21 protein-coding genes are annotated in these 24,309 nt (G+C 70.8%); 15 read left to right on the forward strand and 6 right to left on the reverse strand.

What is annotated here, in order from left to right:
* Positions 1–113 precede the first annotated feature (113 nt).
* Complete coding sequence (locus ACXJKD_RS12830; RefSeq protein WP_457254999.1) at positions 114–1,949, reverse strand: right-handed parallel beta-helix repeat-containing protein; 1,836 nt, start codon at positions 1,947–1,949, stop codon at positions 114–116.
* Positions 1,950–2,171: 222 nt separating this feature from the next.
* Between ACXJKD_RS12830 and clpB the strand changes: the two genes are divergently transcribed.
* From clpB to ACXJKD_RS12860, 6 genes are all read left to right on the forward strand, one after another.
* The gene (gene clpB, locus ACXJKD_RS12835) at positions 2,172–4,745 is read left to right on the forward strand and encodes an ATP-dependent chaperone ClpB (protein WP_457255000.1); all 2,574 of its coding nucleotides are present in this window, start codon (positions 2,172–2,174) and stop codon (positions 4,743–4,745) included.
* Positions 4,746–4,830: 85 nt separating this feature from the next.
* On the forward strand, positions 4,831–5,271 hold the full coding sequence (locus ACXJKD_RS12840; protein WP_457255001.1) for a hypothetical protein: 441 nt from the start codon (positions 4,831–4,833) through the stop codon (positions 5,269–5,271).
* A gap of 83 nt (positions 5,272–5,354) precedes the next feature.
* A complete protein-coding gene (locus ACXJKD_RS12845) occupies positions 5,355–6,320 on the forward strand; it encodes a TIGR03885 family FMN-dependent LLM class oxidoreductase (protein ID WP_457255002.1) in 966 nt (321 codons plus the stop codon).
* Positions 6,321–6,322: 2 nt separating this feature from the next.
* A complete protein-coding gene (locus tag ACXJKD_RS12850) occupies positions 6,323–8,005 on the forward strand; it encodes an alpha-amylase family protein (protein ID WP_457255003.1) in 1,683 nt (560 codons plus the stop codon).
* A 109-nt stretch (positions 8,006–8,114) separates the two neighbouring features.
* Positions 8,115–8,813 carry an LppX_LprAFG lipoprotein gene (locus ACXJKD_RS12855; protein WP_457255004.1) on the forward strand — a complete coding sequence of 233 codons (699 nt, stop codon included), beginning with the start codon at positions 8,115–8,117 and terminating at the stop codon, positions 8,811–8,813.
* A complete protein-coding gene (locus ACXJKD_RS12860; protein ID WP_457255005.1) occupies positions 8,794–10,476 on the forward strand; it encodes an MFS transporter in 1,683 nt (560 codons plus the stop codon). Before ACXJKD_RS12855 ends, ACXJKD_RS12860 begins: the two co-directional genes overlap by 20 nt.
* Positions 10,477–10,507: 31 nt before the next feature.
* Here ACXJKD_RS12860 and ACXJKD_RS12865 read toward each other — a convergent pair whose 3' ends face one another.
* Both ACXJKD_RS12865 and ACXJKD_RS12870 read right to left on the reverse strand, forming a co-directional pair.
* Positions 10,508–11,365 (reverse strand): alpha/beta fold hydrolase, encoded by an 858-nt coding sequence (locus ACXJKD_RS12865; protein ID WP_457255006.1) that lies wholly within the window; start codon positions 11,363–11,365, stop codon positions 10,508–10,510.
* 54 nt (positions 11,366–11,419) lie between these two features.
* Positions 11,420–12,205 carry an exodeoxyribonuclease III gene (locus ACXJKD_RS12870; protein WP_457255007.1) on the reverse strand — a complete coding sequence of 262 codons (786 nt, stop codon included), beginning with the start codon at positions 12,203–12,205 and terminating at the stop codon, positions 11,420–11,422.
* Between the two features lie 37 nt (positions 12,206–12,242).
* Between ACXJKD_RS12870 and ACXJKD_RS12875 the strand changes: the two genes are divergently transcribed.
* Entirely contained in the window at positions 12,243–13,010 is a 768-nt protein-coding gene (locus ACXJKD_RS12875) for an SDR family NAD(P)-dependent oxidoreductase (protein ID WP_457255008.1), read from the forward strand.
* A gap of 46 nt (positions 13,011–13,056) precedes the next feature.
* On the opposite strand, the gene ACXJKD_RS12880 is transcribed toward ACXJKD_RS12875, so the two are convergent.
* Complete coding sequence (locus ACXJKD_RS12880; protein WP_457255009.1) at positions 13,057–14,022, reverse strand: DUF3500 domain-containing protein; 966 nt, start codon at positions 14,020–14,022, stop codon at positions 13,057–13,059.
* Between the two features lie 80 nt (positions 14,023–14,102).
* Here ACXJKD_RS12880 and pyrE point away from each other — a divergent pair, with 80 nt between their 5' ends.
* The 8 genes from pyrE (at position 14,103) to ACXJKD_RS12920 (ending at position 21,282) form a co-directional block, all read left to right on the forward strand.
* A complete protein-coding gene (gene pyrE / locus ACXJKD_RS12885; RefSeq protein ID WP_457255010.1) occupies positions 14,103–14,657 on the forward strand; it encodes an orotate phosphoribosyltransferase in 555 nt (184 codons plus the stop codon).
* A gap of 71 nt (positions 14,658–14,728) precedes the next feature.
* A complete protein-coding gene (locus tag ACXJKD_RS12890) occupies positions 14,729–15,409 on the forward strand; it encodes a LemA family protein (RefSeq protein ID WP_457255011.1) in 681 nt (226 codons plus the stop codon).
* Between the two features lie 178 nt (positions 15,410–15,587).
* Positions 15,588–16,478 carry an ABC transporter ATP-binding protein gene (locus ACXJKD_RS12895; protein ID WP_457255012.1) on the forward strand — a complete coding sequence of 297 codons (891 nt, stop codon included), beginning with the start codon at positions 15,588–15,590 and terminating at the stop codon, positions 16,476–16,478.
* Positions 16,475–17,284 (forward strand): ABC transporter permease, encoded by an 810-nt coding sequence (locus ACXJKD_RS12900; RefSeq protein ID WP_457255013.1) that lies wholly within the window; start codon positions 16,475–16,477, stop codon positions 17,282–17,284. The genes ACXJKD_RS12895 and ACXJKD_RS12900 overlap by 4 nt, the downstream gene beginning before the upstream one ends.
* A 7-nt stretch (positions 17,285–17,291) precedes the next feature.
* Positions 17,292–18,524, forward strand: a complete 1,233-nt coding sequence (locus ACXJKD_RS12905; protein WP_457255014.1) for a sensor histidine kinase — start codon at positions 17,292–17,294, stop codon at positions 18,522–18,524.
* Positions 18,521–19,147 (forward strand): response regulator, encoded by a 627-nt coding sequence (locus ACXJKD_RS12910; RefSeq protein ID WP_457255015.1) that lies wholly within the window; start codon positions 18,521–18,523, stop codon positions 19,145–19,147. The genes ACXJKD_RS12905 and ACXJKD_RS12910 overlap by 4 nt, the downstream gene beginning before the upstream one ends.
* A 163-nt stretch (positions 19,148–19,310) precedes the next feature.
* Complete coding sequence (locus tag ACXJKD_RS12915; RefSeq protein WP_457255016.1) at positions 19,311–19,793, forward strand: hypothetical protein; 483 nt, start codon at positions 19,311–19,313, stop codon at positions 19,791–19,793.
* Positions 19,783–21,282, forward strand: coding sequence for a multicopper oxidase family protein (locus tag ACXJKD_RS12920; RefSeq protein WP_457255017.1), 1,500 nt, complete (start codon positions 19,783–19,785; stop codon positions 21,280–21,282). The genes ACXJKD_RS12915 and ACXJKD_RS12920 overlap by 11 nt, the downstream gene beginning before the upstream one ends.
* Before the next feature lie 21 nt (positions 21,283–21,303).
* Here the strand turns inward: ACXJKD_RS12920 and ACXJKD_RS12925 are convergent, their stop codons facing one another.
* The gene (locus ACXJKD_RS12925; RefSeq protein ID WP_457255018.1) at positions 21,304–21,990 is read right to left on the reverse strand and encodes a DedA family protein; all 687 of its coding nucleotides are present in this window, start codon (positions 21,988–21,990) and stop codon (positions 21,304–21,306) included.
* A 128-nt stretch (positions 21,991–22,118) separates the two neighbouring features.
* Entirely contained in the window at positions 22,119–24,041 is a 1,923-nt protein-coding gene (locus ACXJKD_RS12930; protein WP_457255019.1) for a GTP-binding protein, read from the reverse strand.
* Positions 24,042–24,309 lie beyond the last annotated feature (268 nt).

Below are 24,309 nucleotides of genomic sequence, written 5' to 3' on the forward strand. Positions count from 1 at the left end.
TGATGTACGGGGACGAATTCTCGGCGTGTCGTTGGTTCTCTCGGCGTGTCGCAGTGCCGCACGAGGGCTGACACGGCAGTGCCGGCGCTCGTGCGGCCGTTGCGGCGGGAGACTCAGCGCCCCCAGGCGCCCAGCCACTTGGAGCCGGCGGTCTGGCCCGACAAGGTGGCGAGGGAGGACGGGAGGCCGACGGCGACGGTGCCCGCCTTGGCCTGCGCTGCGCCGGACAGGTGCCCGGTGGACGAGACGGCGTAGAACCCGTCGTACGCGAGGCTGGACTTGTCCTGACCCGTGCCCGAACGGTGCGCCGCAAGCGTGCCGTAGACGGCCGGGTTGACGTTGGTCGCGCCCCGGCTCCAGACCGTAAGCCAGTCGGGGTCGGCGGTGTCAGCGCGGTTGAACACGTTGCCGTTGCTCGTGACGCCCATCTGTGCGGCCGTCCGCGTGTGGGTGTAGTCCTCGACGCACAGGACGCAGTTGGCGCGGGTGTTGGGGATGCCGAGGACGTTGTTGCGGACCGTCACGGGTCCGACCAGCCACGTCATCTCGGGATCGTTCGGATAGCGCGTGTCGTCGCCGTAGGAGGTGTTGGCCTTGGTGCGGGAGTCCTGGACGATGTTGATCGGCCGGGCGTTGCGGAGCACCGTGTTGTTGTAGATCAGCACGGTGCTCGTGTTGTTGATCTTGATGCCCTCGGCGCCGTTGCCGTCGATGAGGTTGTTGACCACGGTCCCCCGGGCCGAGATCTCGAGGAAGATGCCCGTGGCCGAGTTCTTGATGAAGTTGCTGTTGACCAGCTTGGTGTCGTAGACCGACACGTCCGACCAGTAGCCGTGGCCGAGGTTGCTCGAGATCGAGCTGTCCTTGACCAGTACGCCGCGCGACCGCCCGGCCTTCATGCCGCCGGAGACGGGCGCGCTGTTGAACCGCTCCCAGTTGTTGCCGTCCAGCCGGCTGCGGAGCACCTGGATGCGGTCGGCTGTCGCGGCGTGCAGGCCGAGGAGGCCGGCGCGCAGGACGCTGGTGCGGTTGATGACCGCGTCCGACGCGATGACGCCGAGGCCGATGGTGGCCGAGTCCTGGATGACCACGTTCTCGATGCGGACACTCGGGCTCTCGACCGTGACCGCCCCGATGTGCCAGATGCTCGGCCCGTAGTTGCGGATGCCGATGCCCCGGACGACGGTGCCGGCGGCACGGATGCTCATCGCCTTGGCGAGGGTGGTGCCGCGGACGCTGCGACCCGTGGGGTCGCTGCCGAGGTAGAGCTTGGACGTGGCGGTGTCGAGGAAGAACTTGCCGGCCGCGACGGCGGCGCGAGAGGCGACCTGGCGCTGCTGCACGCCGCTGATGAAGACCTGGTCGGGGTGGGCAGCCATCGGGTACGCGGGGTTGACGTACTGCCAACCCGGACCGGTGCCGTCCTGGTCACCCTTGCTGAACCCGACGCTCGCGTCGAACCGCGGCGTCCACTTGTCGTGCCGCCAGGTGACGCCGTCCTTGACCCAGCCGGTGACACCGACCGAGCCGTCGAGCCAGGCGGCTTCCTTCGGGTAGTTCTGGATCGTCACCTTCTTGGTGACCGTGACGGTCTCGTGGTAGGTGCCCTTGCGCAGGACCACGGTGCCGCCGGACGGGGCGAGGGCGATCGCGCGGGCGATGGTGCGCACCGGCTTCGTGGCCGTGCCGCTGTAGGAGTCACTCCCGGCGGTCGACACGAAGACGGCGCCTGAGGGGATGGCGTACCCGGCGCTGCCGATGGCCAGGGAGCCTGCGGTGTCGGCGGTGCGGGTGGTGGTGGTCGCCGCGGAGGCGGGGACGATGGTCCCCAGTCCAGCCGTGGCGGCGAGGGGGACACAGAGGGCCAGGGCAGCGAAGCGATGGGCTGCCGAACCGCGTTCAGCGCGGTGGCGGGGGGCATACCGAGGCAGGGCCGATGGCCTGTTCACGAAAGGTCCTTCCGGGGGGTAAGTCCCTGCAAGCGGAGGACGATACATGAGCTCATACACAAGAACTAATCCATCTGCATGAGTACGCGCGGCGTTTTTTGAAGTATCAACCGATCGGCTGATGGGTCCCCAGCACGAGGTTGAGTGGAATACACTCAACTTTGGACCGGTTGTCCTGAGGGAACCCCACCCGAACTCATCCACCGAGGAGTAGACGCACGCATGGAGCTGAAGCCCACCGCCAAGGTGGCCGAGGCGCTCGCGCTGGCTCAGCGAGCCGCCCAGAGCGCCGGCCACCCCGAGATCACCCCCGACCACCTCACGAGCGCCATCGTGCAGCTCGACACGGCGCAGGCCGACACCCTGCTGGCAGCTGCCGGCACCGGCGCCGCTCACGTGCTCGGCCAAGCCGATGCCCGGCTGCGCTCCCTGCCGAAGACCTCCGGCGCGACGCAGCCGCCGACCTTCGGTCGTGAGGCGCTGGCTGTCCTCCAGCAGGCCGACACCCTCATGCGCGCCGAGGGCGACACCTACCTCGCCCTCGACCTGCTGCTGCTCGCCCTCGCCGAGACCGGCCACCTGGCCGCCGTCGAGAAGCGTGGGGCCAAGGACCTGGAGGCCAAGATCGAGGCGACCCGCGGTGGCCGCAGCGTGACCAGCGAGACCCCGGTCGAGGGAGGCGAGGCGCTCGCGACCTACGGCACCGACCTGACCCAGGCCGCGCGGGACGGCCGACTCGACCCGGTGATCGGGCGCGACTCCGAGATCAGGCGGGTCGTGCAGGTGCTGTCCCGTCGCACCAAGAACAACCCCGTCCTCATCGGCGAGCCCGGTGTCGGCAAGACCGCCGTGGTCGAGGGACTGGCGCAGCGGATCGTCGACGGCGACGTGCCGGAGTCGCTGCGCGACAAGCGGCTGATCAGCCTGGACCTCGGCGCGATGGTCGCCGGGGCGAAGTACCGCGGCGAGTTCGAGGAGCGCCTCAAGGCGGTCCTCGAGGAGATCAGGGACAGCAACGGGCAGGTCGTCACGTTCATCGACGAGCTGCACACCGTCGTCGGGGCCGGGGCCACCGGCGAGGGCGCGATGGACGCCGGCAACATGCTCAAGCCGCTGCTGGCGCGCGGCGAGCTGCGGTTGGTCGGGGCGACCACCCTCGACGAGTACCGCCAGCACATCGAGAAGGACGCCGCCCTCGAGCGGCGCTTCCAGCAGGTCTTCGTGGGCGAGCCCTCGGTCGAGGACACCGTCGCTATCCTGCGCGGGCTCAAGGAGCGCTACGAGGCGCACCACAAGGTGGAGATCGAGGACGCCGCCCTGGTGGCCGCGGCGTCCCTCTCGGACCGCTACATCAGTGGCCGCCAGCTCCCCGACAAGGCGATCGACCTCGTCGACGAGGCCGCCTCGCGGCTGCGGATGGAGATCGACTCGAGCCCGGTCGAGATCGATGAGCTCCGACGTGCCGTCGACCGGCTCAAGATGGAGGAGCTCCACCTCGAGCGCGAGACCGACGACGCCTCGGTGGAGCGGCTCGCCCGGCTCCGCGAGGACCTGGCCAACCGGTCGGAGGAGCTGGCCGCCCTCAACGCCCGCTGGGAGTCGGAGAAGAGCGGCCTCAACCGGGTCGGTGACCTCAAGACCCAGATCGACGAGGCCAGGACCAGGCTGGAGAAGGCCCGCCGCGAGTATGACTTCGAGACCGCGAGCCGGATCGAGTTCGGCGAGATCCCCGAGCTGGAGAAGGCGCTGGCGCAAGCCAACGAGGACGAGGTGGCCAGCGGGCTGCGCAACGGCGACCTGATGGTCAAGGAGCGGGTCGGCGCCGACGACATCGCCGAGGTCATCTCGGCGTGGACCGGCATCCCGGCCGGTCGCCTCCTGCAGGGCGAGACCGAGAAGCTGCTCTCGATGGAGTCGATCATCGGCTCGCGGCTGATCGGGCAGTCGACCGCCGTCGCGGCGGTCTCCGACGCCGTCCGTCGGTCCCGTGCGGGGCTGGCCGACCCCAACCGGCCGACCGGGTCGTTCCTGTTCCTCGGACCGACCGGTGTCGGCAAGACCGAGCTCGCCAAGTCGTTGGCCGACTTCCTCTTCGACGACGAGCGCGCCATGGTGCGCCTCGACATGAGCGAGTATGCCGAGCGGCACGCGGTCGCGCGCCTCATCGGAGCTCCTCCGGGCTACGTCGGCTACGAGGAGGGCGGTCAGCTCACCGAAGCCGTCCGCCGTCGTCCCTACTCGGTGGTGCTGCTCGACGAGGTCGAGAAGGCGCACCCGGAGACCTTCGACATCCTGCTGCAGGTGCTCGACGACGGCAGGCTCACGGACGGCCAGGGTCGGACCGTCGACTTCCGGAACGTCATCCTGGTCATGACCAGCAACCTGGGCAGCCAGTTCCTGGTCGACCCGACGATGGAGGACTCGGCCCGGCGCGATGCGGTCATGGGGGTCGTGCGGGCCAGCTTCAAGCCCGAGTTCCTCAACCGGCTCGACGAGATCGTCATCTTCGACGCCCTCACGTCTGCCGAGCTGGCCCACATCGTCGAGCTCCAGGTCCGCGAGCTGGCCACCCGGCTGGTCGACCGCCGGATCACCCTCGAGGTCACCGAGGCCGCGCGGGAGTGGCTGGCGATCACCGGCTACGACCCGGCCTACGGCGCGCGCCCGTTGCGCCGGCTGGTCCAGAAGGAGATCGGCGACCGGTTGGCCAAGGCCGTGCTCGGCGGTCAGGTGCGTGACGGTGACACGGTGACGGTCGACCTCGACGAGACCGCGGACACCCTCGTCCTGCGCTGACCGGGTCGGGTGCCTGGGCCGCGGCGCTGGTGACGTCTCAGGCGCCCGACCTGCGGTTCGCCGGCTCAGTGCGCAGACTGAGGGCATGACGGCAGGTGAAGAGGGACTGGACCGTCGTCCCGACGGCGTCGACGACGCCACGGTCGAGGCGGTCGGCAAGCTGAGCGAGGCGTTCGAGACGATCGAGGAGGTGCGTGGCCGGCTCTACGGCCTGCACCGTCTCACGGGTTCGGCGGACCTCGCCCTCGGCGACGCCGTCGAGCTCCTGCGCAAGGCCGGCCACCTCGAGCTCGCCGACCAGCTGGACCGCGAGCTGGTCGGCCGCAACGTCGTGGTCGGTCGCTGGACCTTCCAGGTCGTCGAGGACTTCGAGGACGGCTACTACGCGACGTGGAAGCGTCTGGAGAAGAAGGTGCGCGACGAGCTGATGCAGGGCCGCCGGCACGTCTACGAGGCCGAGATGAAGGCCGACCGGCGTACCGAGGGCGAGCCCGGGCACGAGGCGACGCCCGAGGACGTGGGCTGACCGGCGGGTATGCCGCTGGGCCCAGTCCGCGGCATACCCGCTGGTCAGGTGCGGTGTGACCGCTTCTCCGCTTAGGTGGGGGGATGACGCGGATCGGGTTCCACGCCTCGCACGAGCAGATCAGCCCACGCCAGCTCCTCGACGACGTGCAGCACGCCGAACGGGCCGGCTTCGCCATGGCGATGTGTTCCGACCACTTCTCGCCGTGGAGCACCCGACAGGGCCACAGCGGCTACACCTGGTCGTGGTTGGGCGCCGCCCTCGCCACGACCGGCCTGTCGCTCGGCTGCGTCACGGCGCCTGGCCAGCGCTACCACCCCGCAGTCCACGCACAGCGGATCGCGACGCTGGGCCAGATGTTCCCCGGCCGGTTCTGGGTGGCACTGGGGAGTGGCGAGGCGAGCAACGAGCACATCACCGGTGACCGCTGGCCGCGCAAGGAGGTCCGTACCCAGCGGCTCGAGGAGTGCGTCGACGTCATCCGGCGGATGCTCGCCGGTGAGGAGGTCAGCCACGACGGCCTGGTGACGGTCGACCGCGCGACGCTCTGGGACCTGCCCGATCCCGTCCCGCTGCTCGTGGGGCCGGCGGTGTCGGTCGACAGCGCGACACGGGTCGCCGCCTGGGCCGATGGCCTCGTCACCGTCAACCAACCGGTCGAGACCCTGCGCGACGTGCTCGCGGCCTACCGGAGCGCTGGTGGGCGCGGTCGCACCGCCTTGCAGGTCCACCTGTCCTGGGCCCCGACCGAGGCCGAGGCCCTCGCCGTCGCGCACGACCAGTGGGCCGGGAACGTCTTCGGACCTCCCATCTCGTGGGACGTCGAGACCGCCGAGGCGTTCGACGTGTTGTGGGGCCAGGTCGAGCCGGACGCCGTGCGCGACGCGGTCCGGGTCTCGGCGGACCTCGCGCAGCACCGCGAGTGGCTCGCCGAGTACGCCGACCTGGGCTTCGACGACCTCTACCTGCACCACGTGGGACAACGGCAGGACGCCTTCATCGAGGCGTTCGGCGAGCACGTCCTTCCCGCCCTGAGCACTGGGAGCTGACCATGCGCGTGACCGACACGAGCGACCAGTGGTGGAAGACCGCGGTCATCTACTGCCTCGACGTCGAGACCTTCTACGACTCCGACGGTGACGGCATCGGCGATCTGGGAGGGCTCGCCGAGCGGGTGGACTACCTGGCCGAGCTGGGGGTGACCTGCCTGTGGCTGATGCCGTTCTACCCCACTCCCGATCGCGACGACGGCTACGACGTCACCGACCTGTACGGCGTCGACCACCGGCTGGGGACCCACGGCCAGCTGGTCGAGGTGATCCGCACCGCGAACGACCGCGGCATCCGGGTCATCGCCGACGTCGTCATCAACCACACCTCCGACCAGCACCCGTGGTTCAAGGCGGCCCGCCGCAGCAAGGACAACCGCTACCGCGACTGGTACGTCTGGCGTCCTGACACCCCGCCCGACAGCTCGGACCAGGTCGTCTTCCCCGACCTGGAGGACAGCATCTGGGAGAAGGACCCCCGGACCGGGGAGTGGTACCTGCACCACTTCTACCGCTACCAGCCCGACCTCAACGTCGCGAACCAGGACGTCAGGGACGAGATCGCCCGGACGATGGGGTTCTGGCTCGAGCTGGGGCTCGACGGCTTCCGGGTCGACGCGGTCCCCTTCTTCATCGACGACGTCGAGACCGCCGCGGCCGACCCGGCACGACCCGACGTGCCGGCCGACCCACACCAGTACCTGCGCGACCTGCGTGCGTTCGTCAACCGCCGCAAGGGAAACGCGATCCTGCTCGGCGAGGTCAACCTGCCGCACAAGGACCAGAAGAAGTACTTCGGCGGCACCGCGGCCGACGAGCTGCACATGATGTTCGACTTCATCTCGATGCAGAACCTCTACCTGTCCCTGGCGCGGGAAGATGCTCGTCCGCTGGCCAAGGCCCTGCGCCAGCGGCCCGCCATCGCGCCGTCCTGCCAGTGGGCGACCTTCGTGCGCAACCACGACGAGCTGACCCTCGACAAGCTCACCGACGCCCAGCGGCAGGAGGTCTTCGACGCCTTCGGCCCAGCGCCGGAGATGCAGATCTACGGGCGCGGTCTCAAGCGGCGGCTGCCCGGGATGCTCGACGGTGATCCCCGCCGGCTGCGCCTCGTCTACGCCCTGTTGTTCTCGCTGCCGGGGACACCCACCATCTTCTACGGCGAGGAGCTCGGCATGGGCGAGGACCTCTCGGCGGAAGGACGGATGGCGGTCCGCACCCCGATGCAGTGGACTGCGGGACGCAACGGCGGGTTCTCGACCGCGCCGCCACGGAAGCTGGTCAGCCGCGTGGTGGAGGGTGGCTACGGACCTGCGCACGTGAACGCCGCCCAGCAGCGGCGTGACCCCGACTCGCTCTGGAGCTTCATGCGCGGGCTCATCGCGGCATACCGGTCGTGTCCCGAGCTCGGGTGGGGCACCTTCGAGGTGTTGCCGCAGCCGGACCCCGCGGTCCTGGCGCACCGGTCGGCCTGGGAGGACGCCGCGGTCATCGCGGTGCACAACCTCTCCTCGGAGCCCGTGGAGGTCGACCTCGCGGTCGCCGACGGCGCGGTCCTGCTCGTCGACCTGCTGCAGGCCGGCGAGCAGCGGACCGACGACGGGGGCCGCGTGACGCTCGCCCTGGACGGCTACGGCTACCGCTGGCTGCGGGTCCACCCCGGCGACGACGCCCGCCTCCCCTAGGGGGCGGGCCCAACTCGGGTATGCCGGCTGGTGCCGGTTCGCTCGAACGCCAGGGCGGGGTCTGGCGTTGCGACCATGGGGAGCGGCCCCCTCCGACTACCCTCGGGTCATGCGCCTCAAGGGAATCGCCATCGCCGGCACCGCACTCACCTTCGTGGCGCTCGCCCTCGTGGGGTGCTCGTCCGGAGACGACGCCCCGGCCAAGGAGGGCACGCCCGCCGAGCAGCTGGCGGCAGCGCGCACCAACCTCGAGAAGAGCCCGGCCGTCGCGTTCACGCTCGAGGCCACCGGCCTGCCCAGCAAGGCGATCGGTGTCTCGGGGGCCAAGGGCACCGGGGCCTTCACGCCCCCGTCCTTCAAGGGCACCCTCAACGCGACGGTCGCCGGGGTGACCGGCACGGTCGACGTGATCGCGGTGGAGCAGGACGTCTACATGAAGTTCTTCACCCCCGGCTACAACAAGATCGACCCGGCGACCTACGGCGCCCCCAACCCGGCCCAGCTCTTCAACAAGGAGACGGGCATCACCAGCCTCATCGGCAAGACCCAGGCGCCCGAGAAGGGCGGCCAGGTGCGTGACGGGTCGGAGGTGCTGACCACGTTCACCGGCACGGTGCCGGGTGACGCCGTCGCCGACCTGTTCGTCATCGGTGTCCGCAAGCGAACGTTTGACGTGACCTACGGCGTCACGGCGGAGAAGCAGCTCCGCACCGTGCTCCTCAAGGGTCCCTTCTACGAGGGGTCCACCTCGACCTACTCCTTGCGGCTCACGAGCCTGGCGCAGCCCGTTGCGATCACCCGCCCCTAGGGCGCTGCTCGCCACGGCCTCCGTGGCGGTGGCGCTGGCCGCGGCCGACACCTATGTCGTGGTGCTGGCACTGACGGACATGATGACCGGGGTCGGCCTCGGCATCGACGCGCTCCAGAAGGCCACTCCGATCATCTCCGGGTTCCTGCTCGGCTACATCGCCGTGCTACCCCTCATCGGTCGACTGGCGGATCTCGTTGCGCGGCAACGGATCCTGGTGGCCTGCCTGATGATCTTCGTCGTGGGATCCGCCATCACGGCGCTGGCCGTCGAGCTGCCCGTGCTCGTGACCGGACGCGTGCTCCAGGGCATCGGCGGCGGGGGTCTCGTCCCCGCGACGCTCGCCATCGTCGCGGACCTCTGGCCGGCTGAGCGCAGGGGCACCCCGCTGGGCGTGGTGGGCGCCGTGCAGGAGGTCGGCAGCGTCCTCGGGCCGGTCCTCGGCGCCGCGGTGCTGGCGGTCTCCGACTGGCGGATGATCTTCTGGCTCAACGTGGTCGCCGGGCTCGTCCTCGCCGCCGCCGTCGTGACGGTGGGAGGGCAGCCGCTGCAGCGACCACGCGGCATACCCCTCGCGCTGGGTGCGCTGGCCCTGGTCGTGGGCGGGCTCGCGCTGGCCGCACCGGCCCGGCTCGCGACGGACGTCACGCTGGGGGTGCCGTTCGTGCCCTTCGGCGACTCGACGTCACGCGTCCTGACGCCGATCGGACTGGTGGCGCTGCTCCTCGTCGTCGCCCTCGTGGCGGTGACCGCGCCCCGGTGGTGGGGTCTGCTGCGCCGGGCCGACCTGCCCGGTGCTTTGCTGCTCGGCCTCGCCCTGGGCAGCGTCGTGCTGACCTTCGCCGCGAGCCACCCCGAGCGCGAGGTGGTCGGCCCGCTCGGGTTCGCCCTGCTCCCGGTCGGTGCGGTCGCCCTCGGCCTCTACCTCTGGCGGCACCGCACCGCCGCCGAGCCCCTGGTCGCCCGCGGCGTCGTCCGGGGTCGGGCGCGCACCTCGCTCGTGGTCAGCCTGATGGTGGGGGCTGCGCTGGTCGCGGTGATCGTCGACGTGCCGGTGCTCGCCCGCCTGACCCTGACCGACTCGCAGACGGTCGCCGCCTTCGTCCTCGTGCGCTTCCTCCTGGCGGTGCCCGTGGGTGCCTTGCTGGGTGGGTGGTCGCTGCGCCGGTGCGGTGACGGGTTGGTCAGCGGCGTCGGGCTGCTGGTGGCCACCGTCGGCCTCGTCATCATGAGTGGTTGGGAGGACGGCTCGCTCGACGGTCCGACGGCCACGGTGGTCCTCGTGCTGGTGGGTCTGGGCATCGGCCTTGCGCTCGCGCCGGTCAACAACGCGGCCCTGGCCGATGCGCCGGCCGACGCGCACGGGGTCGCCTCAGCCCTGGTGGTCGTCGCGCGCATGGTCGGGATGGTCGTCGGGCTCGCGCTGCTCACCGCGATCGGGCTGCACCGCTACTACGAGACCGTGGCGGCCCTGCCCGACCAGACCGACACCAAGGCGCTGCTCGCGGCCGGCATCGTCCAGGTGCAGACGGTGTTCCTCGGTGCGGCCGTGGCCGCGGCACTCGGCGCGGTCGCCTCGCTCGGTCTCGGGCTGCGGCGTCGACCGGCGGACGACCAGGGTGCGCCGTCCGGCTCGCCGCTGAGCACGGCCCGGCAGGGCTGACGCCCACCTTGGTCGTCCGGCGGCGGCCCGGTCAGCGAGCCCGGCCGGTGACGGCCTCGTCCAGCACCGACTGGAACGCGTCGAGGACCTCGTCGGTGGCCTCGTACATCAGCATGTGACCGCGCCCGGGCAGCTCGCGCACCTCGGCATGCGGCACCAGTTCGGCCAGTCGGTGTGAGTGACGGGGTGGAGTGAGCTTGTCGCGGTCGCCCACGAGCACGAGCGTGGGTATGCCGCGAAGCGCCTCCAGTGCCTCGCTCTCGTCGTGCTCGCCCAGGGCCCCGAAGAAGCGGCCCATCGTCGGCAGGGACGTCCCGGCCACCATGTCGCGGGTCAGCTGAACGTGGGCCGGGTCGGGGTCGGCGCCGAAGAGCAGGCGGCGCTGGCCCTTGAGCGTCACGAACCGCCCAGCGGGGATGCGGGGCAGCCTCGCGGCGACGGCCATGGCCCTGGCCTCGACCGCCCGGAGCCGGTTCTGGAGGTCGTCGGCGCTGGTCGACACCAGCACGACGCCGACCACCCGGGAGCGGAAGTCGTCGGGGTGCAGCCCGGCATACGCCATCACGGTCATGCCACCCATGGAGTGGCCGCCCAGGATGACCGGGCGGTGCGGGGCCACGACGTCGAGGACGGCTGCGAGGTCGTCGCCCAGCATCCGCACGGATGCGGCGCCGCGCAGGGGACTCGACGCGCCGTGCCCGCGCTGGTCGTAGGTCACGACGCGGACCCCCGCGGCCACGAGCGGGCCGACGACCGGCAGCCAGGACTCGCGGGTGAGCGTCCAGCCGTGCGCGAGCACGACGGTGGGTCGGTCCTTCGCGCCGGCGTGCTCCTGCACCCGCAGCAGGGTCCCGTCGTCGGTGGCGACGGTGAAGGAGCGGGGGTTCATCCCGCCATTATTACCGACGGTAAGTTTTGTGGCGCCCGCGGGCAGGCTCGCCGCTCATTCGTCGAGCTGGACCACGACCGGCGCGTGGTCGGAGGCGCCCTTGCCCTTGCGCTCCTCGCGGTCGATGGCCGCTCCGCTGACCCGCTCGGCGAAGGCCGGCGTGCCGAGGATGAAGTCGATCCGCATGCCACGGCGCTTCTGGAAGGCCAGTCGCGTGTAGTCCCAGTAGGTGAAGGTGCCCGGCTCCGAGGTGTGCGGCCGGACCACGTCGACGAAGCCGGCGTCGAGGATCGCCTGGAATGCGGCCCGCTCGCCGGGGGAGACGTGGCTCTTGTCGAGGTAGTACTCCATCGACCAGACGTCCTCGTCCTGCGGCGCGATGTTCCAGTCGCCCATGATCGCGGCAGTCTCACCCGCATCCACCGACTGCTGGGCCCGGTCGCGCAGCCGGGCCAGCCAGTCGAGCTTGTAGACCATGTGGGGGTCCTCGATCTGGCGGCCGTTGGGCACGTAGACCGAGGTGACCCTGACGCCGCCGCAGGTCGCCGTCAGCGCCCTGGCCTCGACGACCGGCGGATCGCCCCACGCCGGCGCGTCGGCGAACGAGGGGCTGACGTCCTCGATGCCCACCCGGGACACGATCGCCACGCCGTTCCAGTGGTTGAGGCCGTGGTGCGCGACCTCGTAGCCGAGCGCCGCCAACCGGTCGAACGGGAACTGCGCGTCGGTGGCCTTGGTCTCCTGGATGGCGAGGACGTCGACGTCGCTGCGTTGCAGCCAGGCCTCCACGCGGTCGATGCGGGAGCGGATCGAGTTGACGTTCCAGGTGGCAATACGCACGCAGGCAACCCTATGCGGACCGGCCTACAGTGGCGTCATGAGCACTGCCCTCGTCACCGGCGCCACGGCCGGGATCGGCCTGTCCTTCGCCCACCTCCTCGCGGAGCGCGGGCACGACGTGGTGCTCGTGGCGCGCGACCGGCCGCGGCTGGAGAACGTCTCCGACGAGCTCCGGGCGAAGTACGGGGTCGCCACCGAGATCCTCGTGGCCGACCTCGCCGACCGGGCCGAGACCGGCAAGGTCGCCGAGCGCATCGCCGACCGGGCCCGCCCCGTCGACCTCCTCGTGAACAACGCCGGCTACTCCCTCAAGGGTTCGTTCCTGCGCCACGACGTGACCGAGGAGGAGGCCAACTTCGACGTCCTGTGCCGGGCGGTCCTCGTGTTGTCCCACGCCGCCGGCAACGCCATGCGCGAGCGCGGCCACGGCGCCATCGTGAACGTCTCGTCGGTCGCCTCCTTCATCACCTCGGGCACCTACTCGGCCAACAAGTCCTACGTCACCGTCTTCACCGAGGGCCTGGCCGCCGAGCTGAAGGGCAGCGGGGTCTCGGCTACGGTGCTCTGCCCCGGCTTCACCCACACCGAGTTCCACCAGCGCGCGAACGTCGACATGTCGAGCATCCCCGACTTCCTGTGGCTCGAGGCCGACCGGTTGGTCCGCGACTGCCTCGACGACGTCGCCAGGGGCCGGGTCGTCTCGGTGCCGTCGCCCCAGTACAAGGCGATCGTCGCGGCCCTGCGCGTCGTGCCCCGCTCGCTGGTCCGGCGTCGCGCCGGCAGCGTCCACCGCCCCGGCAAGTGAGGTCCGGTATGCCGCGTGGCCCAGCCACGCGGCATACCCGCCTCGGTCAGTGGCCACCGTCGGCGTAGTGCCGGGCCAGCAGGTCGACGCCCCAGTCGTCGGTGAGGTCGCGCCACACGCTGTGGATGTGGTTGGCGCCGTCCTGCGTGTTGTCGTACTCGAGCAGGAACGTCGGGCCCAGCACCGAGTAGTAGTGCCCCTCACCGGGATTCGGCCCACCGGCCCACGCGAAGCGGATCGCGTCGAGCCCGGCGCCGTCGGCTGCCGCCCACGCTGCGGCCGCCGCGTCCTCGGGGGTGCGGCCGAAGTAGTGGCGCACGAGCCGCTGGAGCCCTTGCTGCTGCTCGGCATCCAGGTCGCCGTGGCCGATGCCGGCGCTGATGCGGGACGGGTCGGCGACCGGGTCCATGCGGGTGAGGATGTCCGGCGGGGCGGTCGTGGAGGTGATGGCCTCATGCCGCTGCCCCTCGTCGAGCGAGGCGAGCAGGTCGCGGGCCAGGTCCTCCTCGGCGGTCAGCACGCGGAGCCCCTCCCTCGGACCGGACAGCACCCGTGCCGGCTCCGACCCGAAGAAGCTCGGCGTCACGGCGAGCTCGGCCGCTGACGCCGTGACGTGGACGGCCAGGTGGTGACCGTTGACCCGCCACGCCCAGGGGCCGTCCGCCGCAGGAGTGCCGAAGACGCGGAACCAGAACCGGTCGTCACCCGGCTCGGGCTCTCCTCCCCCCAGCTGCCTGCGGACCAGGTCGAGCTCGATGACTGCCCGGGCGGTCTGGGCGCCGGCGGCGCTGCACCCGGTGTCGAGCAGGGTCAGGGCAGCCTCCCGCTGGGGTGGCGTCAGGTCGGCGAGCGACAGACCTGCCCGCGGGCCGGGCAGGTAGGACCACTCGCGGAAGCCGGGATCCCGGAGGTCAGCCGCCAGTGCCTGACGCTGCCCGGGGTCGAGCGCCTCGAGGAGGGCGGCGGCGGCGTCCGCCATGCGGCCGGTGAGCTGCGGCGGGGTCCAGGCCATGCCGTCCACCCTAGGCAGGCCGAGCTGCGCCGCAAGGTCTGCGAGCCATTGGCGGACCCGGATCGGTAGGCTCACGAACCGTGACCGACACCGCCGCCGCCCGCGCCCGCCTGCTCGACATCATCAAGGACAAGGCCATCGTGCACGGCCGGGTGACGCTGTCGTCCGGCAAGGAGGCCGACTACTACGTCGACCTGCGCCGCATCACCCTCGACGGCGAGGCGTCGCCCCTGGTCGGGATCGTGATGCGTGACCTCATCGCCGACCTGGACTACGACGCCGTGGGCGGACTGACCCTCGGCGCCGACCCGGTCGCCACGTCGATCCTGCACGCCAGCGCGGCCGCGGATGATCGCAAGGACGCGTTCGTCGTGCGCAAGGCCGGCAAGGCGCACGGCCTGCAGCAGCGCATCGAGGGGCCCTCGGTCGAGGGACGTCGCGTGGTCGTGGTCGAGGACACGACGACCACCGGCAACTCGCCGATCGACGCCGTGGAAGCGGCTCGCGAGGCCGGTGCCGAGGTCGTGGCCATCGCGACCATCGCCGATCGCGCGACCGGTGCGGCCCAGCGGTTCGAGGATGCCGGGATCGAGTACCGCTTCGTCTACAGCCTCGAGGAACTCGGTCTGGCCTAGGCTGCACCACAGATGCCGCGGCGCACGGCTGCACCGCGGTAGGAACGCCGCCCAAGACAAGGGGTTTGCTCATGTGGGTCTGGATCATCATCGCCGTCGTGCTCGTCCTGGTCGTCCTGTGGGCGGTCGGCGTCTACAACGGGCTGATCAAGCTGCGCAACCTCGTGCAGGAGGCCTGGCGCCAGATCGACGTCGAGCTCAAGCGGCGCCATGACCTGATCGGCAACCTCGTCGAGACGGTCAAGGGCTACGCCGCCCACGAGCGGGGCACGCTCGAAGACGTCATGAAGGCGCGTTCCGCCGCGATGGCCGGTGGTCAGAGCCCGGCCCAGCAGGCGCAGTCCGAGGGCATGCTGAGCCAGGCGCTCGGTCGGCTCATCGCCGTCGCCGAGGCCTACCCCGACCTCAAGGCCAACCAGAACTTCCTGGCCCTCCAGCAGGAGCTCACCTCCACCGAGGACCGGATCGCCTCCGCGCGGCGCTACTACAACGCCAACGTGCGCGAGCTGAACACCAAGGTCGAGACCGTCCCGTCCAACATCATCGCCGGCCTGTTCAACATCGGTCGCGCGGAGTACTTCGAGGTGGAGGGCGAGGAGCGCGACCCGGTCAAGGTCGACTTCGGCCAGCGTGACGCGACCATCCCGCCGCCCAGTGGGTATGCCGGGGGCACGCCAGCCGGCGCCCCGGCCCCCGCCCCCGCGGCCGAGCCCACGCCCCCCGCTGAGACGCCTCCCCCCACCCAGCCCTGACATCCCGTCACACCTTTATCGGGTCTAGGAGGAAGGTTGCGCTTCACCCGACTTGCGTTGTCGGGTGAAGCGCAACAAAGTTCCTAGACCCGATAATGATGGGGTCCACCGGATGGTGGACGGCGGGTCAACCGCACGGGGCTGACGCGAGGGGCCCGAGTGCGGGCAGGCTGGAGCCATGTCAGCACCCGATGCACCCATCCTCGTCAGCGGCCTGAGCAAGACCTATGGCGACCGCGCCGCCGTCGACGGCATCGACCTGCAGATCCAGCGCGGGGAGGTGTTCGCCCTCCTCGGCCCGAACGGCGCCGGCAAGACCACGACCGTCGAGATCCTCGAGGGCTTCCGCAAGCGTGATGGCGGCACGGTGTCGGTGCTGGGGGAGGACCCGCAGACGGCAGGGCTGGCCTGGCGCAACCGGCTGGGCATCGTCCTCCAGTCCACGACCGGGCTCGACCTGATCACTCCTCGCGAGGCCCTGGCCAGCACTGCGAAGGTCTACCGCACCCCTCGCGACGTCGACGAGGTGATCGCCGCCGTCGGGCTCACCGACAAGGCCGGTGACCGGATCGGCAAGCTCAGCGGCGGCCAGCGCCGCCGCCTCGACGTGGGACTGGGCATCATCGGCACCCCCGAGCTGCTCTTCCTCGACGAACCCACCACGGGGTTCGACCCCCAGGCCCGCCGCGACTTCTGGGAGCTGATCGGGTCGTTGGCCGATGGGGGCACGACGATCCTGCTGACCACCCACTACCTCGACGAGGCCGAGCAGCTCGCCGACCGCGTGGGCGTCATCGCCGCGGGCCGGATGCTCGCCCTCGACACCCCGGCCAACCTCGGCGGCCGGTCCTCCTCGCTGGCGACGGTGACCTGGGAGGACGCCGCAGGCACGCGGCATACCGAGCAGACGAGCACGCCGACGCAGCTGGTCTCGCGCCTCGGCGCGGAGCTCGGCGAGGTGCCCAAGCTGACCGTGACCCGCCCGTCGCTGGAAGACACCTACCTGTCCCTGATCGCACCGCACCTCGCCGCCACCGGCAGCGAGCCCGAGCTGGAGGTCGTCGCGTGAACGCCGTCGCCATCGGTTGGGACCGCACGGTCCTCGAGCTGAAGATGTACTTCCGCGAAAAGGAGGCGGTGTTCTTCTCCTTCGTCTTCCCGATCCTGATGCTCAGCATGTTCTCGGTGATCTTCGGTGACAGCTTCGGCGACGCCGACGCCGAAGCCGCCGGGGTGAACGCAGCCCGCTTCTTCCTCCCGGGGATGGTCGCGGCCGGCGTGATGCTGACCAGCTTCCAGTCGATGGCCCTCAGCGTCGCGATCGAGCGGGACGACGGCACCCTCAAGCGGCTGCGGTCGACGCCGATGCCGCCGGTCGCCTACTTCCTCGGCAAGGTCGGGCTCGTGGCCGGCACCAGCCTCGCCCAGTTCGCGCTGCTCATCGCCGTCGCCAAGCTCGGCTTCGGGGTGCAGCTGCCCACCGACGCCGGGAGCTGGGCCACCTTCGTGTGGGTGTTCCTGCTGGGGGTCGCGTCGGGCACCGTGCTCGGGATCGCGTTCTCCTCGTTGGCGTCCTCGTCGCGCTCGGTCGGTGCCATCGTGATCGCGCCGACCCTCATCCTGCAGTTCATCTCGGGCGTCTACTTTGCCTTCACCGACCTGCCCGAGTGGTTGAAGCAGGTGGCGTCGATCTTCCCGCTCAAGTGGATCGCCCAGGGCATGCGCTCGGTCTTCTTCCCCGACGACTGGCAGACCCAGGAGATGGCCGGCACGTGGGAGCACAGCCGCACCGCCCTGGTGCTCGCCATCTGGCTGGTGGCCGGCCTGGTCGTCTGCGCCCGGACGTTCCGCTGGACGAAGCGCGGCACGACATGATGGTCCCGTGAGCGCCAACGGCATCATCGGGCCCGCGGACTGCGGCTCTGAACAGGGGTCGTCCTCCGACGACCTCGACGAGATGTGGCGCGGCCAGCTGCGTTGGTGGCACGGGCTGTTCGCCGTCCTGGTCGTGACGACCATCGTGGTGATGCTGGCGGAGGACCAGCCGTACCTCGCCTGGCGGATCGCCTGCGTGGTCGCCATCGGCGCCGCGTATGCCGGGTGGGGCCGCCGCGGCATGGGCGAGCGTGACGTGCGGGCCGGCCTCACCTACATGGCCATCGCGTGGGGACTGATGATCGTCCTGATGGCGTTGGACGGCACCGGCACCGCGTGGATCCTGTCCTTCGGGCTCTTCCCGCAGACCTGGGCGATCCTGCCGCGCAACAAGGCGGCGATGACGGTGGTCCTGGCCGTCGTCGGGATCGGGCTGGCGCGCCTGTGGCAGGGACCAGGCACCGGCGACGACTTCGTCGGGATCGCCATCAGCACGGTGATCATGCTGGTGCTGTCGCTGACGCTGGGCCTGTTCATCGACCGGATCATCAGCGAGGCCGACACCCGCGCGCGGACCATCGACGAGCTCCACCGCACCCAGGACGAGCTGGCCGCGGCCGAGCGGGCCCAGGGGGTGGCGGGTGAGCGCGAGCGGCTCTCCCGCGAGATCCACGACACCCTCGCCCAGGGCTTCACGTCGGTCGTCACCCTCGCCCGGGCCACGGAGCTCGCCCTCGACCGCGGCGACCTGGCTGCGGTGCGTGAACGCCTCCACCTGATCGAGCAGACCGCCGCCGACAACCTGTCGGAGGCACGACTCATCGTCGCCGAGATGACCCCTGGCCACCTGCAGTCGCGCACCCTGTCGGAAGCGCTGCAACGGCTGGTCGACGCGGTCTCGGCCGAGAGCGGGATGACAGGCACGCTCCGGGTGGAGGGTGAGCCGGTCGTGCTCTCCGCGAACTCCGAGGTCGTGCTGCTGCGGACCGCGCAGGAGGGTCTGTCTAACGTGCGACGGCACTCCGGTGCGACGACGTTCGAGGTCTCGTTGACCTACCCGCCCGACGGCCCGGTCGCGCTGGCGGTGTCGGACGACGGGGTCGGGTTCGAACCGGGCGCGGAGGCGCGTGGCTACGGGCTCGACGGCGCGACCGCCCGGGCCGCCGAGGTGGGCGGTCGGTTCGACGTCGACAGCAGTCCCGGCGAGGGGTCCCGGCTGAGGGTGGAGGTGCCCCGATGACGTTGCGGTTGTTGGTGGTCGACGACCACCCGGTGGTCCGGATGGGCCTGGTCGCGATGCTGTCGGAGCACGCGGACTTCGAGGTAGTGGGCGAGGCTGCAGACGGCGCCGAGGCGGTGCTGCTCGCCGCGCGGCTCACCCCGGACGTCGTGCTGATGGACCTGCGGATGCCGGTGATGGACGGGCCCGAGGCGACGGCGAAGATGCTGGCCACCCCTCCGGCCCCTGCGGTGCTGGTGCTCACGACCTACGACACCGACGCAGACATCGTGCGGGCGGTCGAGGCCGGTGCCAACGGCTACCTGCTCAAGGACGCCCCCCGCGAGACGCTGGCCGACGCCATCCGTCGGGCGGCTCGAGGCGAGACCGTGCTCGCCCCGCCGGTGGTGGCGAGGCTCGCGAGCCGCCTGCGCACCCCTGTGGGCCCGACCCTGACCGATCGGGAGGCGCAGGTGCTCCAGTGCGTGGCCAAGGGCATGTCCAACGCCGAGGTGGGACGCGAGCTGCACATCGGCGAGGCGACCGTGAAGACCCACCTGCTGAGAGCCTTCGAGAAGCTCGGGGTGACCGACCGTACGGCGGCCGTCACCGCGGCATACAAGAGCGGTCAGATCGAGCTCTGAGGGAGTCGACGGCCGCCTTCTCGGGTGAGTTGCACCGGTTTGGTCCGTTCGTCCCGCGCACCTGGGCTAGTACCGAAACCCGGTTTCCTCATGGTCGATCCCACGCCACCATGGGTGGTTGACGGGGTCCCGCACGGCCCCCGCAGGGTGAGAGGGGTTCGCAATGCGCAAGGTCTACCGGGTACTCGCCTTCCTCGTGGCCATCGAGGTGGCGGTGCAGGCAATGTTCATCGTGTACGGCGACGCCGGGCTGGGGCTGTGGGTCGACGACGGCGGTGTCGTGGACAAGGCGACGTTCGAGGACGCGATCGAGGGCGGGGCGGCTCCGTTCCCGGAGTTCCAGGCGTTCCTCCTCCACGGCATGAACGGCATGATGGTCATTCCGGCCCTGGCGCTGCTGCTGGTCATCTCGTCCTTCTTCGCCAAGGTCCCGCGCGGGATCGCCTTCGCCTTCGGCGTCCTGGCGCTGGTGGTCCTGCAGGTGACCCTCGGCCTCTTCGGCCACAGCATCGCCGCCCTGGGTGCGCTGCACGGGATCAACGCCCTGGCGCTGTTCTCCACGGCCGCCTGGACCGGCATCCGGTCCCGCTCCGGCGGGGTCCCCAGGGCTGCTGACAGCGAGTCCGCGCAGCGCGTTGCCGTCTGAGGGGACGGCAGGTCGGGGCAGTCGGCGAGCGCGCGTCCGCCTGGTCGTCGCGCTGGCCGCTGCCCTTGCGGTGCTCCTGCCGCTGGCCTGGTTGTGGGCCGCGAGCCTGGTGCCGTCGTCCTACTCGGTGATGACGATGGGCCCTGCCGACACCGGCGGGGTCGCCCTGTCGCACTCCCACCTGCCCGGCTCCCCGGGCGAGCGCGATGTCACGACCTTGGTCGAGCCCGAGCGGGGGCGCGCGGACGTCGACGTGACGCTGACCGCGCGCCGTCAGCAGGTGACCATCCCCGGGGGGCCGAAGCTCACGGCATACACGCTGAACGGGACCACGCCAGGCCCAACCATCCGCGCCCAGGAGGGTGACCTCGTGCAGGTCACCCTCGTCAACGAGTCGGTGCCCGACGGCACCACCCTGCACTGGCACGGCATCGACGTGCCGAACGCCGAGGACGGCGTGGCGGGCGTGACCCAGGACGCGGTCCCGATCGGGGGGCGCCACGTCTACCGGTTCCGGGCCACGCAGGTCGGGACCTACTGGTACCACTCGCACCAGGTCTCGCACGAGCAGGTCGTCAAGGGTCTGCTCGGCGCGGTGGTGGTCACCCCACGCGCGGGGATCGGCGGCGACGTCGACGTGGTGGGGCTGGCGCACCTGTATGCCGGTCGGCGGGCGGTGCAGGGGCGCGCGGGCGACGTGCCGGTGGAGGTCGCGGCCGGGAAGTCGGCGAGGGTCCGGATCATCAACACCGACAGCGGGATCATGCCGGTGTGGGTGACCGGTGCGGCCTTCGAGGTCGCGGCCGTCGACGGCACCGACGTCAACGAGCCCACGCCGGTCGAGGGCCAGAAGGTCGCGCTCGCGGCGGGAGGTCGCGTCGACCTGAGGGTGCAGGTCCCTGCCTCCGGGGCCGCGGTGCGCGTGGAGATGGGCGGCGCTGCCCTGGTGCTCGGGCCGGCCGGGAGCTCGACCCCGGCGACGCGGGCACCGGCGACGGTGGTGGACCTCCTGACCTATGGCTCACCGGCTCCGCTCGGCCTCGACGCGGCGAACCCCGACCGCCGGTTCACCTACAGCATCGGCCGTCGCCCGGGCTTCCTGAACGGAAAGCCGGGGGTGCACTGGACCGTCAACGGCCGGATGTTCCCGACCGCGCCGATGTTCATGGTCGCCGAGGKCGACGTCGTGGTGGTGCACCTCGACAACCATTCCGGCGAGACGCACCCGATGCACCTGCACGGCCACCACGTCGTGGTGCTCGCCCGCGACGGGGTCAAGGCCACCGGCAGTCCGTGGTGGACCGACAGCCTGGAGGTCCTCAGTGGGCAGGACTTCGACGTGGCGTTCGTCGCCGACAACCCGGGCATCTGGCTCGACCACTGCCACAACCTGCCGCACGCCCGGGACGGGTTGACGGCCCACCTGATGTACGAGGGCGTGACAACTCGCTTCAAGCTCGGGCGGGACACCCCCAACACCCCCGAGTAGGGGTTGGGGCGGCGTCAGCGGTCAGACGCGGTCGTCGCGCAGGTCCTCGACGGCCTCGCCGGTCTCCTCGACGACCTTCTCGGTCGTGGTCCGGCCGCGACGGGCGCGGATCACTTCGACGACCATGGGGACCAGGGACACTGCCACGATCGCCAGGATGGCCAGCTCGAGGTGGTCCTTGAGGGCGGGGAACGAGTTGCCGAGGAAGTAGCCGAGCAGCGTCACCACCCAGACCCACAGGACGGCACCCACGCCGCTCCAGAGGAAGAAGTGGCGTCGCTCCATCCGGCTCACTCCGGCGACGACGGTGATGAAGGTGCGCACGATCGGCACGAACCGGCCGATGACCAGCGCCTTCGCCCCATGCTTCTCGAAGAACGCGTGGCTTTCGTCGAAGTACTTCTTCTTGAGGATCCGTCCGTCGCGCTCGTACAACGGCCGGCCCACGGCGCGACCGATCTCGTAGCCGACGACGTTGCCCGCGAAGGCGGCGACGCTGAGCACCAGCAGGGCGACCACGAGGTTCATCGAGAAGTCACCGGTGCTGATGAACAGGCCGATGGCGAAGAGCAGCGAGTCGCCCGGCAGGATCGGGAAGAGCAGCCCGCACTCGATGAAGACGATCGCCACGCTCACCCAGAAGAACTGGGAGCCGAAGTGGTCGAGGAGCCACTGGGGGTCCATCCAGTTGGTGCTGAGTGAGTGCATGACGCAAGGGTATGCCGTGGGCACGCCGCCACCCGAATTCGCACCTGAGAGACCCCTGAGAGCTCTGTTCGAGGTATTCGGCTGCCGGGCTCCGGTGGGGAAATACCTCGAATGGGGAGGCGCACGACTCAGCCGGCGGGCCAGCTGCGCTGGATCCTCGACCAGTCGCCGATCTGGGCGAACGGGTCGGGCTGGGCGCGACTCCGCTCGGCCGGACTGCCGGTGGTCGGGGCGTAGTGGTCCAGCCCCGACGTGAAGACGCCCTCGCCGCGGGTCAGGTGCGGGATCCGCTGCTGCACGCCGTGGACCGCGTCGGCCGGCACCTCCCCGACCAGCACGGCCGAGCGACCTCGCAGGGTCGTCTCGAGCGGCACGGCCAGGTGCCGCGACAGCTCGCCCAACACCGGGCCGAGCGTGTCCTCGGGCACCTCCAGCTCGAACCGGTGGACCGGCGCGCACACGACCGTCCCGGCGTGCACCAGCGCCTCCGCCAGCACGAGCCGGGTCAGGCTGCGGAAGTCCTGGGCGGTGCTCGACATCGCCTTGTCGAACGTCGCGTGCGCGTGGCTCTGGCGCGGGTAGTAGCCCGAGTGCGTCATCACGACCCGGGCATCCGGGACGGCCCAGCCGTGGACTCCCTCCTCGAGCGTCGCCGCGATGCCCTCGCGCACTGCGGTGAAGAACGCGAGCGGCATCGACCCGAGCTCGATCTCGAGGGCGAACTCGTGGCCCGCGCCGATGGGCAGCGGCTCCACGCGCAGCCCCACCGTGGCGAGGAACGGGTTGGGCGCCGTGGCGATCAGCTGGACCGCCTCCCCGGGGGCGACCACCCGCTCGACGCAGATGCTCGTCGTCGGCCGGAAGGTGACCTCGATGCCGTACTCCTCGGCCAGCACCGCGGCGATGACCTCCTTCTGCACCTCGCCGTACAGCGACACGGCGATCTCCCGTCGGCCGTCGTCGCGGCGCAGGTCGATGAGCGGGTCCTGGTCGGCGAGCTCGGTGAGGGCCGAATACATCCTCACGACGTCGGCGAGCCGCACCGCGTCCACGACGGTCTCGAGGGTCGGTCGGGAGAACTGCTCGGTCCTGCCGACCGCGGTTGGCGCTGGACCGAACCGGTCACCGATGCGCGCTGACGACCAGCCGGTCACCGCCGCGATCCGGCCGGCCGGCACCTCGTCGACGCTCACCAGCCGTCCGCGGTCGAAGAGCCGTAGGCCGGTGACCTTCTCCGCCGCCCGTCCGTCGACCTCCACGCGGTCGCGCACCCGCAGCGATCCCGAGCGCACCCGTGCCAGGACGGTCCGCCTGCCCTCGCCGCGGTCGACCTTGAAGACTGTGCCACTGGGTGGGGCAGGCGGGTCGGGGGCCTCGGGTGAGGCTCCGGGGAGCAGCGTCGTGAGGGTGTCGAGCAGCTCGGTCACCCCCGCGCCGGTGATCGCCGACCCGAAGAGCACGGGATGGGCGGTCGCGCCGCGGACCTTGCCGCGCAGCTCGCCGAGCTCGGTGGCCCCCACCTCGAACGGCAGGTATGCCGCGCCGCGGGCGCCAGCGCCGCTCACCTGACCGAGGGCGAAGGCCTCCGGGCTGAGCCGGGTGGTCACCTCGCCGAGCACCCGGTCCGGGTCGGCTCCGGCGCGGTCGACCTTGTTGACGAAGACGACCACGGGCAGGCCGAGGCGCTGGAGGGCCCGCATCAGGACCAGGGTCTGCGCCTGCACGCCCTCGACCGCCGACACGACGAGCACCGCTGCGTCCAGCACGGTCAGCGCGCGCTCGACCTCTGCGATGAAGTCGGAGTGCCCGGGGGTGTCGATGAGGTTGACGGTGGTGGCACGCCAGTCGAAGGAGACGACGGCAGACCGGATCGTGATGCCGCGCTGGCGTTCCAGCGCCATGCTGTCGGTCTGGGTGTCGCCTGCGTCGACGCTGCCGGGGTGGTCGAGCACCCCCGCCTCGAAGAGGACTCGTTCGGTCAGGCTGGTCTTGCCGGCGTCAACATGCGCGACGATCCCCAGGCTGAGGGTCTTCCTGCTTCCAGCTCGCACTGGCCTTCACATCCATTCGGTAGGTGGGTACCTGGCGGGACGTGAAAGCTGCTCGCATTGGTCGCATTCCTCTCGTGCGCACTGCTGGTGGTTGGCGGTCGGACTCCTTCATGGCAACAGACCCGGGCCGCCATGGGCAACCGGTTTTCGCAGGTGGGGACCGGTACGTTCACGTAGCCGCTGAAGGCTCGCGACTTCGCCATCCCCGTCGGTCACTCATGCAAAAGGCGAGTTAGCGCCGGTGTCCGCGTGCGGCGCTTTCGCCATC

This window comes from Pedococcus sp. P5_B7 (assembly GCF_054049895.1).